20 protein-coding genes are annotated in these 17,688 nt (G+C 37.8%); 7 read left to right on the forward strand and 13 right to left on the reverse strand.

Features of this window, described 5'->3' with window-relative positions; translation table 11 throughout:
* Positions 1-3: 3 nt before the first annotated feature.
* The 4 genes from murA to WFN33_RS06170 all read right to left on the reverse strand — a co-directional run bounded on the left by murA (position 4) and on the right by WFN33_RS06170 (position 3,626).
* Entirely contained in the window at positions 4-1,263 is a 1,260-nt protein-coding gene (murA, locus tag WFN33_RS06155) for a UDP-N-acetylglucosamine 1-carboxyvinyltransferase (RefSeq protein WP_336952097.1), read from the reverse strand.
* A 6-nt stretch (positions 1,264-1,269) separates the two neighbouring features.
* Positions 1,270-1,521 (reverse strand): BolA family iron metabolism protein IbaG, encoded by a 252-nt coding sequence (ibaG, locus tag WFN33_RS06160; RefSeq protein WP_004723729.1) that lies wholly within the window; start codon positions 1,519-1,521, stop codon positions 1,270-1,272.
* 137 nt (positions 1,522-1,658) lie between these two features.
* Positions 1,659-2,000, reverse strand: coding sequence for a ribosome hibernation-promoting factor, HPF/YfiA family (gene hpf, locus WFN33_RS06165; protein WP_336952098.1), 342 nt, complete (start codon positions 1,998-2,000; stop codon positions 1,659-1,661).
* Positions 2,001-2,177: 177 nt separating this feature from the next.
* The gene (locus WFN33_RS06170) at positions 2,178-3,626 is read right to left on the reverse strand and encodes an RNA polymerase factor sigma-54 (protein WP_336952100.1); all 1,449 of its coding nucleotides are present in this window, start codon (positions 3,624-3,626) and stop codon (positions 2,178-2,180) included.
* A gap of 524 nt (positions 3,627-4,150) precedes the next feature.
* Here WFN33_RS06170 and WFN33_RS06175 point away from each other — a divergent pair.
* The 4 genes from WFN33_RS06175 (at position 4,151) to WFN33_RS06190 (ending at position 7,433) form a co-directional block, all read left to right on the forward strand.
* The gene (locus WFN33_RS06175) at positions 4,151-5,062 is read left to right on the forward strand and encodes an amino acid ABC transporter substrate-binding protein (protein ID WP_004723734.1); all 912 of its coding nucleotides are present in this window, start codon (positions 4,151-4,153) and stop codon (positions 5,060-5,062) included.
* Between the two features lie 91 nt (positions 5,063-5,153).
* Entirely contained in the window at positions 5,154-5,996 is an 843-nt protein-coding gene (locus WFN33_RS06180; RefSeq protein ID WP_336952101.1) for an amino acid ABC transporter permease, read from the forward strand.
* Positions 5,997-5,998: 2 nt separating this feature from the next.
* The gene (locus tag WFN33_RS06185) at positions 5,999-6,676 is read left to right on the forward strand and encodes an amino acid ABC transporter permease (RefSeq protein ID WP_336952102.1); all 678 of its coding nucleotides are present in this window, start codon (positions 5,999-6,001) and stop codon (positions 6,674-6,676) included.
* 13 nt (positions 6,677-6,689) lie between these two features.
* Positions 6,690-7,433 (forward strand): amino acid ABC transporter ATP-binding protein, encoded by a 744-nt coding sequence (locus tag WFN33_RS06190; RefSeq protein ID WP_004723740.1) that lies wholly within the window; start codon positions 6,690-6,692, stop codon positions 7,431-7,433.
* Positions 7,434-7,511: 78 nt separating this feature from the next.
* Here the strand turns inward: WFN33_RS06190 and WFN33_RS06195 are convergent, their stop codons facing one another.
* From WFN33_RS06195 to WFN33_RS06210, 4 genes are all read right to left on the reverse strand, one after another.
* Entirely contained in the window at positions 7,512-8,186 is a 675-nt protein-coding gene (locus tag WFN33_RS06195; protein ID WP_336952103.1) for a DUF799 domain-containing protein, read from the reverse strand.
* Complete coding sequence (locus tag WFN33_RS06200; protein WP_336952104.1) at positions 8,183-8,560, reverse strand: DUF4810 domain-containing protein; 378 nt, start codon at positions 8,558-8,560, stop codon at positions 8,183-8,185. The genes WFN33_RS06195 and WFN33_RS06200 overlap by 4 nt, the downstream gene beginning before the upstream one ends.
* A gap of 10 nt (positions 8,561-8,570) precedes the next feature.
* The gene (locus WFN33_RS06205; RefSeq protein WP_336952105.1) at positions 8,571-9,242 is read right to left on the reverse strand and encodes a CsgG/HfaB family protein; all 672 of its coding nucleotides are present in this window, start codon (positions 9,240-9,242) and stop codon (positions 8,571-8,573) included.
* A gap of 132 nt (positions 9,243-9,374) precedes the next feature.
* On the reverse strand, positions 9,375-9,998 hold the full coding sequence (locus WFN33_RS06210) for a LysE family translocator (RefSeq protein ID WP_336952106.1): 624 nt from the start codon (positions 9,996-9,998) through the stop codon (positions 9,375-9,377).
* Between the two features lie 396 nt (positions 9,999-10,394).
* Between WFN33_RS06210 and WFN33_RS06215 the strand changes: the two genes are divergently transcribed.
* A complete protein-coding gene (locus WFN33_RS06215; protein ID WP_336952107.1) occupies positions 10,395-12,014 on the forward strand; it encodes an oleate hydratase in 1,620 nt (539 codons plus the stop codon).
* 89 nt (positions 12,015-12,103) lie between these two features.
* Here the strand turns inward: WFN33_RS06215 and WFN33_RS06220 are convergent, their stop codons facing one another.
* The 5 genes from WFN33_RS06220 to WFN33_RS06240 all read right to left on the reverse strand — a co-directional run bounded on the left by WFN33_RS06220 (position 12,104) and on the right by WFN33_RS06240 (position 15,239).
* Positions 12,104-12,277 carry an NF038215 family lipoprotein gene (locus tag WFN33_RS06220; RefSeq protein ID WP_336952108.1) on the reverse strand — a complete coding sequence of 58 codons (174 nt, stop codon included), beginning with the start codon at positions 12,275-12,277 and terminating at the stop codon, positions 12,104-12,106.
* Between the two features lie 104 nt (positions 12,278-12,381).
* Complete coding sequence (locus WFN33_RS06225; RefSeq protein ID WP_336952142.1) at positions 12,382-12,942, reverse strand: hypothetical protein; 561 nt, start codon at positions 12,940-12,942, stop codon at positions 12,382-12,384.
* A gap of 59 nt (positions 12,943-13,001) precedes the next feature.
* Complete coding sequence (locus tag WFN33_RS06230) at positions 13,002-13,763, reverse strand: class I SAM-dependent methyltransferase (RefSeq protein ID WP_336952109.1); 762 nt, start codon at positions 13,761-13,763, stop codon at positions 13,002-13,004.
* Positions 13,764-13,859: 96 nt separating this feature from the next.
* Complete coding sequence (locus WFN33_RS06235; RefSeq protein WP_336952110.1) at positions 13,860-14,495, reverse strand: hypothetical protein; 636 nt, start codon at positions 14,493-14,495, stop codon at positions 13,860-13,862.
* Between the two features lie 72 nt (positions 14,496-14,567).
* Complete coding sequence (locus WFN33_RS06240; RefSeq protein ID WP_336952111.1) at positions 14,568-15,239, reverse strand: D-Ala-D-Ala carboxypeptidase family metallohydrolase; 672 nt, start codon at positions 15,237-15,239, stop codon at positions 14,568-14,570.
* Positions 15,240-15,448: 209 nt separating this feature from the next.
* Here WFN33_RS06240 and WFN33_RS06245 point away from each other — a divergent pair, with 209 nt between their 5' ends.
* Together WFN33_RS06245 and WFN33_RS06250 are read left to right on the forward strand one after the other, a co-directional pair.
* Complete coding sequence (locus tag WFN33_RS06245) at positions 15,449-15,997, forward strand: TetR/AcrR family transcriptional regulator (protein ID WP_336952112.1); 549 nt, start codon at positions 15,449-15,451, stop codon at positions 15,995-15,997.
* A gap of 11 nt (positions 15,998-16,008) precedes the next feature.
* On the forward strand, positions 16,009-17,661 hold the full coding sequence (locus tag WFN33_RS06250) for an MFS transporter (RefSeq protein ID WP_336952113.1): 1,653 nt from the start codon (positions 16,009-16,011) through the stop codon (positions 17,659-17,661).
* Positions 17,662-17,688 lie beyond the last annotated feature (27 nt).

The raw sequence follows: 17,688 nt of genomic DNA on the forward strand, positions 1-17,688 counted from the left end.
AACTTACTCGCTCACTCGCTTAATTTGGGCACCTAGACCTTGTAACTTTGCTTCGATATCTTCATAACCACGATCAATATGATAAATACGATCAATGATGGTTTCCCCTTCAGCAGCTAAAGCAGCCAAAACTAAAGAAAACGAAGCACGTAGGTCAGTTGCCATAACAGGCGCAGCAGATAGTTTTTCCACACCTGTTACAACAGCATCATTACCTTCAACCTGAATATTTGCGCCCATACGAGCTAACTCAGGTACATGCATAAAACGATTTTCAAAAATCGTTTCAGAAATTGTTGCAAAACCACGTCCAATGGCATTTACCGCCATGATTTGTGCTTGCATATCCGTTGGGAATTCTGGATGGGGCAAGGTACGGAAGCTAACTGCTTTCGGACGTTTCCCCAGCATATCCAATTCGATCCAGTCTTCACCACGTGTGACTTCTGCACCCATTTCTTCAAATTTATCTAAAACAGATTCAAGAAGATTTGGGTCAGTATGTGTGGTTTTTACCTTACCACCCGTTATGGCTGCGGCGGCTAAATATGAGCCCGTTTCAATACGGTCAGCAACCACAGAATATTCACAACCATGTAGACTTTCCACACCAGTTACTACTAATGTATCTGTATCTAAACCCTCAATTTTTGCACCCATTTTAATGAGCATAAGTGCAAGGTCTGTGATTTCAGGTTCACGGGCTGCATTGCGGATGGTAGTAACACCATCTGCCAATACTGCTGCAGTTAAAATATTTTCAGTCCCACCTACAGTCACCATATCAAAGATGACTTCGCCACCTTTTAAACGGCCATCCACTTTGGCATGTACATAGCCTGCTTCGACCTCAATTTGTGCACCCAAAGCCTCTAAAGCCTTTAAATGCTGATCAACAGGGCGTGAGCCAATCGCACATCCACCAGGAAGTGAAACTTTTGCACTACCATAGCGCGCCAAGAGTGGACCAAGCACCAAAATAGATGCACGCATGGTTTTAACCAGTTCATAGGGAGCAAATTGATTATCCAGTGTAGATGTATCTGCGACAACCGTGTCTCCCTCATAATTCATGGTGATACCTAAACCACCAATCAACTTGACTAAAGTACGAACGTCTTTAAGATCTGGAACATTTTTTAATGTAATCGGGGTATCTGCAAGAATCATTGCAGCCAATAAAGGTAAAGCCGCATTTTTTGCACCAGAAATACGAACTTCACCTTCGAGTTTTACACCACCTTGAATGACAAATTTATCCATTGACGCTTAAGCTCCAAACATACTGGCTTTGCGCCATTCTTCTTTAGTCATTGCACGAATAGTTACCGCATGTACCTCACCACTGGCAATATAAGAGTTAAGTGGCGCATAAACAGCTTGTTGACGAGGAACTGGACGTTTCCCTTCAAACTGATTGTCGACAATACGGAGGTCAAATTTACCTGCTTGTCCACTGACAGCAACTTCAGCATCAGGAAAAGCTGCTTTTAAGATTTCAGTGAGCTGTTCACTATTCATTGCATCGACCTCTTATAGGACTGACAGTGTAAAAACTGGCTATTTTACTATAACTCACCGAAATAATTCATTAACTCGTACAAAAAATATAGATAAAAAAAAGAGGTCTTTGCAACCTCTTTTTAAAAATATCAATTTTACGTCGCTAAAATCTCTACAGGTTGATAATCCAACTGCATTTTACGATGCTTGTGTAATTGCCTTTTTAATTTGTCAGTCAATTTTGTAATCGCATTATACATATCATCTGCTGTGGCTTGAGCAAAAAGCTCTATACCTGGCAAACGAACAATTGCCTCTGCAATATGATTTGCACTGCCTTTTTTTGATCTTTTATCCAATTGATGATCTTTACTGAGTTTGACCTGCATACTGTTCACCTGATCAATATGCTTGGTCATTTGGGTAAATCGATCTCGAATGTTTTCTTCTATTGCGGGTGTAATACTTAAATGATGTCCACGGATTGTAATTTGCATAGCTTTATCCCTCTCCTTATATAGGAATATGAAAGTCATAACCCAAACGATCTCATGACAGCCTTCGCTAAGGAAAACTTTGCTCTATATCATGCAATCATTTAAGTTACTCCAAAAGACAAAAAGCGATTCATTATTTCGTCATAATGAACAATTAGAATAGCCACACTTTAAAATTTAGATCAACACTTTTCGGTCAGATGAAGACGGAATATGTAACGATTCACGATATTTTGCGACTGTCCTTCTTGCCACATCAATTCCCTCTTCTTTTAATAAATTGGCAATTGTATTGTCTGACAATGGCTTACGTGGGTTTTCATCGGCAACAAGTTTTTTGATTTTTGCTCGAATGGCAGTCGACGATGCCTCTCCCCCAGTAGTTGTTCCCACATGGCTAGAAAAGAAATATTTCAGCTCAAATAAGCCACGTGGTGTCAACAAAAACTTATTTGTGGTGACACGAGAAACCGTGGACTCATGTAATTCAACTTCTTCTGCAACATCGCGCAATACCAAGGGTTTCATTCCTTCAGCGCCGATTTCCAAAAACTCACGTTGATGTTGCACAATGCAACTTGCAACTTTTAATAAAGTTTTGTGACGCTCATCGACACTTTTGATAAAGTTTTTAGCTTCAAGCATTTGATTGCGTAAATATTGATTATCATCGCTTTGATCAGCACGTTTAATCATGCCTGAATAAAATGAGTTAATTCGAAGTTTTGGTAAAATATCAGGGTTAAGTTGGACATACCAATGGTCATTTTTCTTAGACACAACCACATCTGGAATTTGATAATCTGATTCTTTTTGGTCGAATTCAGCACCCGGATAAGGTTTAAGTGTTTTCAATAAATCAATTGCTGATTTTAATAACTCAGCATTTAAACCCGTTTGCTTAATCAATTTATTTAAGTCATTACTCACCAAAAGCTCATAATGTTTCAACAACATCAGCGCTTCTTTCCTAAACAATGTAGTTGTAGGTAAAGCCTCAATTTGTACAAAAAGACATTCTGCAAGACTACGAGCACCAATACCAAGAGGTTCTAAGCGTTGGATATGTTTTAAAACCACCAAAACCTCATCCTCTTCAACGTCAATGTCATAATCCATTTGTTGTAGTAGATGTTGTACAGAGCTCACTATTTCTTCAATATCGGCAGCCAAAAATCCTTTTTCATCTAGAGCATCCACAATACAATATGCAATCAATTTATCGACTGGAGAAAAATGCAATAAATTAACTTGCCCTAACATATGCTCTTTTAATGATGCTTCTGAATGACGATTATCTTCACGATCTTCAAACTCAGGGCGCTCCATAGCTGTTGTTTGATGGGTATAGACATCATCCCAATCCGTATCTACAGGCAACTCATCAGGTAAGTGATTGGCATTTAAAGAATCTGAAAGTTCATACTCGTGTTGTTCTTGTTTTACATTTTCAGGGCTTTCATGTGTCTCTTCTTCAACCTTTTCAAGCAAAGGATTACTATCAAGTTGAATTTGAATTTCTTGTTCAAGCTCCAAACTCGATAATTGCAGTAATCGAATGGCTTGTTGCAGTTGTGGCGTAAGCGACAACGAATTTGCAACTTTTAATCCAACCGATAACTTCATACCCATAGTTCCCACACTGTATTATTTCATTTCATCTTATGTGAATAAGCAATGCAAAATTCATGCCTACTCATTTTTTATATCACAGGAAATAGATTAGGACTAGTAAAAAAAATGAATACGTTACATAAAAATGTTTGTTATTTATCAATTAAAGATAAATTATAATTATGTCGTTTTTTTATTCAGTTTTTTTAAAAATCATCAGTTCTAGGTGCGCTGAAATAGTCATCAATTATATAAATAGTGATTTAAAACTTATAAGCAAAAATAAATGGCTTTAGGGCTATTTATTTCAAAATATTTAAATAAAATAGTTTCCACTTTGTGAGAACAGTCACATTTCTAGTTTTTGAAATTTATTATTTTTATCCTTTACTTATTGGAATAGTGAGTATAAAAATAATGATATAAAGAAATATGATGAATCGTAGTTTCAAGGAAAAGGTTTGGCACGATAACTGCTTAATTTTAGAAACGAGCGGCTTAAACTGCCAAAAAAATCATGTAATGGAGAACTCAAAATGACACTATCTACAAAAACACTATCAAAAAAAGTTTTAACCACAGCGCTTGGTGTACTTATGGCTGGCGGTGCTTTTTCACAGGTTCAAGCTGCAGACACATTAGCAAAGATCAAGCAATCAGGAAAAGTGATTATTGGATATCGTGAGTCATCTGATCCAATTTCCTATGTTATTGGTGGTAAACCAATGGGATATGCAGTCGATATTTGTAATAACTTTGCCAATGAGCTGAAAAAAACGCTCAAAATGCCAAATCTTAAAGTTGAATATAAAGCTGTCACTTCTTCTACGCGTATTCCGGAAATGTTAGCAGGTAACATTGATATGGAGTGTGGTACAACGACAAACTCTATTCAACGCCAACAACAAGTAAGCTTCTCTACAAACTATTATGCAACAGAAGTACGCATGGCAGTTAAAGCGAGTGCACCAATTAAAACGATTGCAGATTTAAATGGTAAAGCGGTAGTTACCACACAAGGTACAACATCTGACAAATATATCAAAATGGGTGAGAAAGGCGAAAAAGTTAACGTAAACAATGTTTATGGTAAAGATCACTCAGACTCATTTGCAATGGTGGCTTCTGGGCGTGCTGCTGCATTTGTGATGGATGATAATATTCTTGCAGGGTTAATCGCAAAATCATCAAATCCAAAAGATTTTAAAATTGTAGGTCCAGTACTTTCTTCAGAACCATACGGCATTATGTTACCTAAAGGCGATGCAGCATATAAAGCAATTGCTGATAAAACTGTAACGACGATGTGGAAAAATGGTCAAATGGCGGCGCTATATAAAAAATGGTTCCAATCACCAATTGCACCTAAAAATGTCAATTTAAATATGCCAATGAGCTCATCATATTTAAAACTTAAAGCGAATCCTACGGATGCTGGTATTAACTAAAAACGTAGTTTAAAACAACGGTTTATAGATCAGATTATATTTAAAGTCTGGTCTATAAATTTTTATAAAATTAAAAATACAAGGAGCACACATGTCCGTAGGCTCACTTAACTGGACAGCTTATTGTCTCCCCTCGAATGAATATAGTCTTGATAAAGCTGCATGGGCTGAATCTGTCTGTAAAGCAATTGGTGGTGAAAGTTATTCCCCGGTTGCAGATGCACCAACATGGTTACAACTCCTAGGTTCAGGTGTTTGGACAATGGTGTGGACCGCGATTGCTGCATTTTTCATTGCATTTCTTCTTGGTTCTCTGATCGGGATTTTACGCACATTACCCAATAAACCGCTTTCATTTATTGGTACCTGCTATGTCGAACTTTTCCGAAATATTCCCTTGATCGTACAACTGTTTTTCTGGGCATTCGTATTCCCGCAATTACTCCCACTCAGCTTAAGTACGGGTAGTGGTGAGATGGTTCATGGTGGATGGTGGCAAAATATTCTCAATGACAATCCCGCAGTGGTTGGGGTATTTGCACTCGGTCTGTATACCGCTGCACGTATTGCTGAACAAGTACGCTCTGGCATTAATACGGTTTCAAATGGACAAAAAAATGCAGCTTTTGCAATTGGTTTAAATCAAAGCCAAAGTTATCGCTATGTCATTCTCCCTGTCGCTTATCGTATTGTTTGGCCAACGCTCACTTCTGAAGCAATGAATATTTTCAAAAACTCTGCGGTGCTTTATGCGCTCAGTGTTTTGAACTTCTTTGCTTATACTAAAACCATGCGTGAAGAAACATCTCAAGATATTGTTATTCTTATTCTTTCGACACCAGTTTACTTAGTCATTACCTATACCATTAAATTGATCATGGCTTGGGTTGAAAAACGTATGGCTGTTCCTGGCCTAGGCTCGGGGGGTAAATAGTCATGGATTTTAGTATTTTACAAAATCAAGATGTCATTCAAACGCTACTCGCAGGGTTTAAATTTACAGTTACTGTGACGATTTTATCCATTATTGGTGGAATTCTGATTGGCACACCTTTGGCCATGATGCGTTTATCTAACAATAAAGTCGCTAGTAATTTTGCTAAAGTTTATGTCGATTTCTTCCGTGGTGTGCCACTGATTCAAGTCATCTTCATTTTTTATTTTTTATTGCCAAAGATTTTTGAATTTCAGTCGGATACTTATTATGGCCCACTGTTTTCAAGTGTGGTGACCTTTGCAATTTTTGAAGCCGCATTCTTTTCAGAAATCGTCCGGTCAGGCATTCAGTCTGTCTCTAAAGGTCAAGTCAATGCAGGCTATGCACTTGGTTTCACTTATGGACAAACCATGTCTAATGTGGTGTTACCGCAGGCTTTCAGAAACATGCTCCCTGTAATTCTGACTCAATCTATCGTACTTTTCCAAGACGTATCATTAGTTTACGTGATTAGTGCGCCAGACTTCTTGGGTAATGCCAATACCTTAGCAAATACCTACGGTGCTGAAACCAAAGCAACTTTCTACCTGATTGTAGCCGTTGTTTACTTCTGTATCTCCTTTGCGCTTTCACGACTTGTGAAGCGTTTACATCAAAAAATAGCAATAATTCGATAATTGGAGAATCAATATGCCAATGATAGAAATACAACATATCTCAAAATGGTATGGAGATTTTCAAGTTCTTACAGATTGCACTACTTCAATTGAAAAGGGTGAAGTTGTGGTGGTGTGTGGGCCTTCAGGTTCGGGTAAATCTACCCTGATTAAAACTGTGAATGCATTAGAACCATTCCAAGAAGGTAATATTGTCGTTGATGGAACTGCGTTAAAAGACTCAAAAACTGATCTGGCTAAATTCCGTTCTCGTGTGGGAATGGTCTTCCAACATTTTGAATTATTCCCTCATATGACTGTTTTGGATAATTTAACCATTGGACAACTTAAGGTATTAAATCGTTCTAAAGCAGAGGCTGAGAAAAAAGCGTTGCAATATTTAGATCGCGTTGGTTTGGCAGCCCACAAAAACAAGTTCCCAGGACAACTGTCTGGTGGTCAGCAACAACGTGTTGCAATTGCTCGCGGTCTGTGTATGGATCCTGTGTGCATGTTATTTGATGAACCTACTTCTGCATTAGACCCTGAAATGGTGGGTGAAGTGCTTGAAGTAATGAGTCAATTGGCAAAAGAAGGCATGACCATGATGTGTGTAACTCATGAGATGGGCTTTGCCCGTAAAGTCTCAAGCCGGGTTATTTTCATGGATCAAGGTAAGATTTTGGAAGACTGTGCAACAGATGACTTTTTTAATAAGCCTGATGAGCGTCACGAAAGAACCAAATTCTTCTTAGACAAGATTTCTATGGTGCACTAATCAGCAATATGCATTAAACATAAAAACCCCAATTTTTAATTGGGGTTTTTATTTAATACCTACAAACAATACCAGTACTTAAGGTTTCGCCGCATTTTGGCTAAAGTTTGGAGATCGTGGTCCATATAACAGACCTTTTTGCTGATTTATACTCGGTGAATATAGTTGCGAACTTACAGTATTGGATAAAGTATAGGCTTTGTCTGACAGATGATTAGATATTTGATCAACTAAAGCACCCACCAATGCGCCAATCAAACCAGCATTACTATTATCATTGGCTTGCTGAAGTCTCTGCTCACCTTGCCAAAGTAATGTGCCAGTTTGCAAATCTATAAGTTTGGCTTCTACTGCAACTGCTGCTACAGATTGAATCACCTGATATTTAGAACCATACTCTTTAACTTTAATATATAACGCAGCATCAGCACCGAAAATTTCTTTTAACTTTTGAGGTGGGATTGCTTGAGCATCAAATCCATTGGTCACCCCATTCTCTTTAAACATTATATCAACAACCGAAATTGGAAATACATAATAACCAGCCTCAGCCACAGGCAATGTTACTGTTGACCAGTATCCATAGGTTGCACGGGTATCAGGAGACTCATTGATTGGAGGAAGTACCAAAATCGACTTAGGGATATGCTCACGATATGCTGCTAAATCACGATTTTGTTTAGGTGACACCGCACAACCTGTAAAAAGCATCATCAGTAAACCAAGGATGAATAATTGTTTCATATTTTTCATTTGGAATTTACCTCAGTCGATTGAGTGGTCATTTTCTTCAATAAACGATCCATCAATACAGTTGACTCAGGATAAATTTGGCGCTCTAACTCAAAATACTGAATTGCACGTGGGCCATTTTGAATATTAAGATTTAACAGCCCCAGATGTGCATATAAACCTGGCGGCACTGCAGCATTTTTTGCTTTTGCTTTCTCAACATCTTTTTCGAGCGCTAAAATTTGTTGCTGAGGCGAAGTTTTTTCAGGAACCGCCAGCATTAAATAAGTCTGCTGTGGATATCCGCCCCAACTATATAAAGAGTGTGTTCCAGATGCACACCCAACTAAAGTTAACGTAGAAAAAAAACTTAAGAATAATAAAACCCGTTTCATTTATTCAAACCTATTGTACGGACCACTTGTTTGTTTGAATATCTGTGACAAGGTGATTAACCGCTTCGCGTACAGCCAGATCTAGAACCTTACCATTTAAAGTTGAGTCATAAGATGCTGTAGAACCAAAACCTAAAATTTCACGTTCACTGAGCGCGTATTCACCTGCACCCTGCACAGAATGGACAACTTCTGCTGTATTTACATCAACAACATTAATATTGACTTTTGCATAGGCAATTTGAGTTTTACCACGCCCTAATAGCCCAAACAATTGATGGTCGCCCACTTCTTTGCGCCCAAATTCAGACACATCCCCAGTAAGCACATAACGTGCGCCCTTAATTGATTGAGATGCTTTACCAAAACCAGCCTCTTGTTGCAGTTCAGATAAGTTGTCTCGATTTAAGACTGAAAAATAACCTGTTTGTTGCAAGTGTGTTTCTAAAATCGTTTTTGCTTGACCGCCTAAACGATCTACATTATCAGAGAAAATTCCACGCATATAACTTGAGCGGTTATCAAACTTACCAATCGAAACTGCTGTTTTCACACCTGAATATTTAACCGCTGAAGTCGCTACAGCCACTTGGGGTGCTTGGATGGTTTTAGAACTTTCAGTGGTAGAACAAGCTGTAAGTACCAAGCCATTTAAGGCAGCAATCAATAATATTTTTTTCAAAATTACATCTCTCTAAGGTTTGAACCATTATAATGAATAAATATATAATAAAAAATAAACATACCATTAATTAATTTTTAACAAATAGAATTTACTGATAAAATGCATAACTATTTTTGTTAGTAAAAACAATCATTTCATACCAAAAATTAGCTTTAAACCAAGTAATGTCATAACACCACCCGCGATTCGATCGAAGACTTTTTTAAACTTTAAATAAACACGACGCGGTTTTTCCGCTGAAAGCGCAACAGCAACCAGTGAATACCAGCCTGCATCGATAAAGAAGCACAAGATAGGCAAAACAAAATAAAAATACGTTGGAATTTCTTTGGGTAAAAGCGCAGTAAAAATACTGGCTAAAATAATCGCAATTTTAGGATTACTTAATTGAGTAATTAAACCTAGACGAAACGCTTGTTGATAACTCATCACCGTGGATGAGTCAGATGCTTGTGCCATTGGATCTTTAGCATGTTTAATGATTTTATAGGCCAGCCAAAGTAAATACAGACCACCACAAATTTTTAAAGCTAAATATGCAGAAGGTACAGCCAATAAAATTGCTTGTAACCCCATTACAGCTAAAAAACCAAATAAAGCTGCGCCCGTGCCAGTCCCTAAAGCGGTAAACAGACCATGTTTACGAGAAATCGCAATTGAATTTTTAGCCACATAAACAAATGTAGGACCAGGGCTAATTGCGCCTAGCATTAATGCCAATGCAATTGAACCTAAAATCAATAATGATTCCAAGAGACACCCCAACCCAAACTATTTTTAAGAATAGATATTTTACGCTACAACCGATTTTTGAAGATATAAAAATCTTTATTATTTCGCGACCACGCTTTTATTCAATGCAAATTCATTAAAGTCTCAATCATGAATTTAAATACACTTGTGTATTATTATGCACAGAGCAAATAAATTATTTTAGAGCAAAAACTCAATAAAAATTTTATTTTTCAATATTTTAATTATATCAATAAAATCATCAACGTATATAAAACATCCTAAAAAATTATGAAATCGACCATTTTAATCACAAAAATTAACTTCCATTTTCATGTATTTATAGGCTATAAAAAACCATAATAAAACTATGGTTTTAAATTATCCAAAATCAATATTTATACTTAGGGGTAAAAAATGCACAACAACAAAACGAATCGTTTAGATGCAAACCAAGCACATCTATGGATCATTGGTGGTGGAATTGCAGGAATGGCAGCTGCCGCATTTGCCATACGTGATGCTAAAGTACCCGCTAAAAATATCCACATTCTCGAAGAGTTAGATGTCTCAGGTGGTTCAATGGATGGCGGTCATACACCACATGCTGCGCAAGCATGGGTTACCCGTGGTGGGCGGATGCTAACAGATGAAACATATTTATGCCTTTGGGACTTATTTTCGAGTATTCCATCCTTAGAAAATCCTGAAATTTCTGTTCGTGAAGAATGTCGTGAGTTCAATGAACGAGTCAAAACTCATGCACAAGCCCGTTTAATTGATGCGCAACATGTGATTTCAGACGCCGCTAAACTGGGTTTAAATACACGCCATCGTGCGCAGATGCTACGCTTATTGGCAGCGAAAGAAGAAAAAATTGGCAGTCGTCGTATTGATGAGTTTTTTGATGAGACCTTCTTTGAAACGAACTTTTGGCGTATGTGGCGCACTACATTTGCCTTCCAAAAATGGCACAGTGCTGCAGAACTTCGTCGCTATTTCTTACGTTTTATCCAAGAGTTACCACGCATTCATACCCTAGCTGGAGTAAAAAGAACTAAATACAACCAATATGATTCAATGATTTTGCCGCTACAACGTTGGTTGATTGCACAAGGCGTAGACGTTCGTTTTAGCAATTATGTGACAGATGCAGACTTTCAAACCGATGAAGCAACCCTAGAGCGTCGTGCAACACGCTTGTATGTCAACCTTCCTGAAGGTACAGAGCAAATTGACCTTCAAGAGAATGATCTAGCCATATTTACTTTAGGTTCAATTACAGCAGATTCTCGTTATGCAGGGAATGATGATGTTCCAGCGCTTATTCGTGATCGACTTGATCATGGTTGGACGCTATGGGAAACCCTTGCGAAAAAAGCACCTGACTTTGGTCGACCAATGACCTTTTATGGCAACATTGATGAACATAAATGGGAGTCTTTTACCCTCACCATGAAAGATGATGTTCTGTTAAATCGCATCATTGATTACACAGGCAACCAGCCAGGTACTGGGGCACTGATGACTTGGTTTGAATCGGGCTGGCATTTATCAATTGTAGTACCTGCTCAACCTCATTTTGCAAATTTGCCAAAAGGCACATTTACCCTCTGGGGTTATGGTTTTCAAATTGATCAAACTGGTGACTACATCAAAAAACCAATGTCACAAGCAACAGGTAATGAAATACTTACTGAACTAATTCTACAACTCGGTTTTGATGACATTCTTGAGCATGTTCTAGCAAATACCATTGTAACAACTGCAATGATGCCTTATGCATCGGCGTTATTTGCCTGTCGTAAGCCTGGTGACCGCCCACAGGTTATTCCACAAGGTGCAAAAAACTTCGCATTCTTGGGCCAATTTGTTGAAATTGAAGATGATGTGGTTTTTACTGTTGAATATTCTGTTCGTGGTGCCATGATTGCAATTTATGAGTTCTTTGGCGTAGAACGTAAAATTCCTGAGATCTATAATGGATTACTTGATCCTAAAGTCGGATTAAAAGCTTTAGAAACTGTTTTTCATTAATTCATTTAAAATCAACTGAGTTAAATAGAATTAAAACCAAACGAGTGCATCCTCTTTTCATGCACTCGTTTTTATATTTTGAATACAAATCAAGGTTGTGAATCCACTGAACGAGCACTGAGACGATAATCTTTTTCATACACAGGCATACCTGCAATATGGATTGAACGAACTTCAGTTTTTGTTGGTGTAGGTGGTTTCTTTTCACACCCAACCAAAAATACTGCAAGTATTACACTCACACTGATGGCTAGCTTTTTCATAGCATCTCCTCCATTTTTTGTTTTATTTATAGTTCGAGCATAACAGTTCTGATTAAAAATACAGCTATTTTTTATTTCAAAAGGTGTCTATCTATAGAAAGTAGCTATACATCACAAGAATGTATCATTAAAACAGCTTGATCTTCACCATTTTTATTTTTGTAACGGTAGTGAAAGCCACCATTTCCATCAAACTCCATGTCACTAAAATATTGAAAAGCATCTACACTTACAGACTCAATTTTAGGGTGTTGCTCTGGCTGAAGTTGAATTTTGTTTAAAATTTTCGCGTTAAATGCTTTTTGGAAAATAATCATAGGCGCATCGTTTAATTCAAATCGAGCGATACATCCGGTGTTTTCATCCACAGCAACAACGTTGTCTAAAGCCTGAACAATCCCTACCTTCGAAATGAAAAGACTATGATGAACATTAAAAGTATAGCCATAGCTTAAATGCAAGAAATCCTCGGTTTGGTTTTCGACATTTAAACCACGCTCCCAATCCATGACCAAGGGCAATCTATAATCATCACCTTCATAGAGTACAAAATCACAATGATAATTTGCATCTTCATCGCATGTTTGCTGAATGACTGAAAATTGTCCTATCTTCGCCACTGTGCGATGAATCTGCTCAGCATAACTACTGCTTGTATAAGCCATCATGCTAAATAATATCGGAAATATTGTATTGATTATTTTTTTTGGCATCAGACTTCTAATCAAGTTTTACTCAATACCAAATATACAGCCTCACTGGTAAATGTACCATCTTGCTGAATCTGATAATACTGTTGTACTTGATCAGCGGCTTTGGACTGTAAATAGCGAATGGTATTGATCCCCTCTAAGGGTGTTTGCATACGCTCTACCCAACTTTGAAAATTTAACTGTAAACTTTGCTTTTCAATGGTTTCTACCTTAAAGCCCGCTTGTTCAACGATTGTTACCCATTCCGCCAAACTATAATTTCGAACATGGCTTGGATCACGAATGGTTTCTATAGTCTGAATAAAGGTATCTAAAATAGGGTTAGAATTACCAATAATATCAAACAAGATTACTTTACCATCAGCGCGTAATACACGGTAAATTTCATGAATCGCTTGAGTGATACTTTGCCAATGATGCGCAGAATAACGACTGATCACACAATCAAAATGCTCAACAGGAAAGTCCAATTGTTCTGCCGCACCAACCTGCCCTATGACATGATTGAATCCCTTGTTTTGAGATTGCGCAGTCACAAGATTGACCATTTCAGGCGTAATATCATAAGCAATCACTTGCTCAGTCAATGCTGCAATCTGATAAGTCACATGCCCACCGCCACAGCCAAGATCCAAAACTCGCTTTAATTGATGCTGTTGGATTAAATTTTGCATTTTTTCAAACTCAATGCCTTGTGCATGTACTTGGCTATTTAAGTATGCTTCTGATTTATTTTGATATTGTGACTGATTAACTTGCTGTTGAGTGGTCATTATCGTGTCCTTCTTGTTGAATAAAACTACAATAGACAACTCAATTTAAAAATAAAAATAATGAATTTTAATAAAATTAATAACTTTATTTTATTGTTAGCTCATGATCACCCGATAATCAGACTGACACGGGTTTTGAATGATGACATCCTGTACCCCCATCTCGTTTCCGATCTTGATATTATAGTTAAATGAAAAATCACCATTATCCTCAAAATTCGCCGTTGTAGGATAGTTCAGTTTTTTAAATTGCGGCACTTTGTTATTGAGCACTAAACGTACCCGAAAATCAGGAATGCTATAAAATACCAATGAATTTGGCATATTTTTTAAATTCGATTCAAAAGTTGTAAAACAACTTTGCTGCGCATTCATCGCAAGAAAACTGCCATAATCTTTTTGTTGGTTTTTATCGTTAATCACAGTGAGATTATACTCACTTCCTGTTACCCCCAACAAAAAACCCATTAAATTTGGATTAAATTGATAAACGTTTGCGGTTTTACTCCATTTTTCCATTAATACCTGCTTCTTTCCTTTCGCATCATAGAGCACATAGTCACAACTAGAACCATACTGAGTACACGACTCTTTTTGAATTTTCAGTTTTCCTGCACGCCCCAATACTTCGTATTCAGAATCAACTTCGACAGCAGTATCAGCTTGCGCAAAAGCAGAACAGCTACTCAAAAAAGGCAGAGCAAATAAACAACTCTTTATTATTTTCAACATAAATAACGTTCCCGATATCTCAACATTTTTTAATATAGATGCAAGTTCAATTCTTGCTCAAAAAATACAATTTTAACTTTTTACACACGGCGAACTTTTCGATTTAAAGTCCTTACCCCAAGTACGATATCCTTGAGTATCAATATGATAGCGATTATTACCATAAACGCCTAAACCCATTTTATAACTTTTGCCTTCCACTTGCCAAAAATGACACATTTTTTTAAGTAATACTTCGCGATCTTTTTTAATCGTTTCTTTGGGAGATAGCACATGAAAATCAACTGCATAATTACTTAAATGCTTACTTTTTTCAGCCCCACCTATGCATTTATTTAATTCAGGGGCACGATAGATCGCTGAAATCGTATATGTTTTAAAATAGTCATTTCGATTTAATTTTTCTACCAATTGCAAACTACTCACCACATTTTTCCAAAAGGCTTTAGGTGGAATGGCAAAACGTTTTGAGAAACACTGTTCTGGCATATAGTTTCGGCTGGTTGTCAGCTCCATCAGACTAGGCGGATGTTTTAAATACTGCGACATAAACTGATAATAATCTGCCAATAATTGGGGGTCTTGTTGCGCCTTCCAAAGCTTGAATTGTTGTTCAATCTGTTGATCTGATGATTTTCTTGAAGATGTGGCCTGATCTGCTTTTTTCTCAGATGGCGTACAGGCATTGAAAACTAATACACCGATGCAGCAGATCGAAATAACAATATTTTTAAAAATTTTCACAATTTCAGCACACTTATTGTTTTATTTTAAAGGGTAAATATTTAGAAATCTAAACCTATTTATACGATTTATTAATCATTGCCATAAGTCATTCTAACCAATCTCATTCACTTTAAAGCTGCTATTTACAAAAATCCACAGAGTTAGTAATTTACAACGGACAAAAATGTCCGTTAAATATCATAATAAAATTTAATGCAATTTCCCCTATGCGTATACGTCAAAAACAAGCGGCACAAAATCGCGAAGATTTGCTCAATGCTGCACTGAAAATATTCCGTAAACAAGGGATTCGTGCGCCATTACAGCTTGTGATTGATGAAGCTGGTGTTGGACGAGCAACCTTTTATCGAAATTTTCAAGATCGCCGTGAGTTGGTCATCGCCTTAATGGAACAAACATTAACTCGTCTAGATGAACGTGCAAAAAGCTTTTCAGAATATCCTGATGGTTTGATTCGGTTAATTCGCAACCATGTCGAGAATCTGCCTTATCTCACCGCATTGATGGAATATTGGCGCGTGATTGATCGTAATGACCCAAGTATGGTGGATATTTACCAACGGCGTGATGCAATTCTTCAACCGCTGATTGATCAAGCCATTAACCATCATATTTGCCGACCAGATCTCACCCCAAAAGATTATGCGCTGATTACGGGTATTCTAAGAGCTTCCTTTCAAGGATTAACCGATGAAGAGCAAGTTCAACTGGCCGCACGGGCAGTCGACTTACTAATTGATGGCATCAAGGCGTAATTGAGGCAGTTATGGATAAATCGCCACGTTTACTTGAACCCGCTCCAGATTGGACACCTGAAGAGCGTCCAACCTTACCAGGTTCGCCTGCGGCTATCGCTCATCCAACACATAAAAAACTGATTTATTTTTTTATTGGTCTGTTTGTTGCCATTTCAGGCAGTTTAAGTAATGGTTTTATTACCGCAAATTTACCACTTATTCAGGGTGAATACTCGCTAACGCCTTCAGAAGCCGCATGGATTCCCGCAGCTTATGTGATGGCAAATATTAGTTCCAACATGATTCTGTTTAAAGCTCGACAACAATATGGATTACGGCTTTTTTCTGAAATTGGTTTAGTGCTTTTTATTTGTGTATTGCTGCTGCATATCTTTGTGCATACCTTTGAAATGGCATTATTTGTCCGTGTGATCAGTGGTTTAGTTGCTGCCCCTCTTAGTTCTTTAGGCATGTATTACATCATGCAGGCCTTTAAACGAGAAAACTTTGGGCGAGGAATTTATCTCGCACTGGGCTTTCAGCAATTGGGTATTCCACTAGCATGGATCATTTCCCCATCTCTGGTCGATGTAAATGACTGGATTGTGCTCTATACCTTTGAGTTAGGTTTAGCGATATGTTGTTTGGCAATGGTGGTTTCTTTAAAACTGCCACGCAGCTTAAGAATCGAAGTCTTTGAAAAACAGGATTTTTTCACTTTTGCCTTACTTGCACCCGGTTTTGCGCTGCTATGTATCGTCTTGACCCAAGGCCCAATCCTTTGGTGGTTTGAAGTCAAATGGTTAGGTTATGCCTTAATTGCTGGATTCAGTCTTATTATTATAGGACTGACTTATGAACATTACCGTGTCAATCCACTTATCATCACTCGTTGGCTAGGCTCAGCCACCACACTTAAGTTTGTGTTTGGTGCATTGGCAATTCGTTTGCTTATGTCTGAGCAAAGTTATGCGGCTGTTAACTTTTTAAAAACTATGGGCATGGGACCTGATCAGTTCGTTACCTTGTATAGCGTAATTTTTCTTGGCATTGTGCTCGGCACGGTTTTTAGCGCCATGACCTTTAAAAGAGAACGCATCTCATGGCACTTGGTCGGTGCTGTGGTCTTGGTTCTTATTGCCTGCGCTCTAGACTATCACCTCACCAATGATGTACGACCAGAAAATTTTTACCGCAGCCAATTTATCGTTGGCTTTGCCAGTGGTATGTTTATTGGACCATTATTGCTGACAGGGATTATTAATGCCTTACAAAAAGGCCCATCACACATGGTCACTTTTGTGGTGTTGTTCTCTGCAACACAAAGCTTTGGTGGTTTAATTGGAAATTCATTTTTTTCAACCTATCAACAATTACGCACCCAAAATTATCGGGCTGAAATTGTCAGTGACTTGTCACCAACTGATCCATTGGTGGTACAACGACTTGCAGCCTATCAGCAAGCAGCCAATAAATATACTTTAGATGTAGCACTTGAACAGAACCAAGCTTATCGCAATTTAAACCAGATTGTGACACGAGAAGCGCAAGTGCGTGCCTATAATGATGTGATTGCATTAAATGGAATTTTCGCCATTTTACTGTTGATTTGGAGTAGCTTTAATATTGCTTGGACACGCTATCAACTCAAAAAACAGCAACAGCTCCTCAATAGCAGTTAGACAGATCTCAGGCTATTTCTAGATCAG

The sequence above is a fragment of the Acinetobacter sp. AS167 genome (assembly GCF_037152175.1).
In the GTDB taxonomy this organism is placed as follows: Bacteria; Pseudomonadota; Gammaproteobacteria; order Pseudomonadales; family Moraxellaceae; genus Acinetobacter.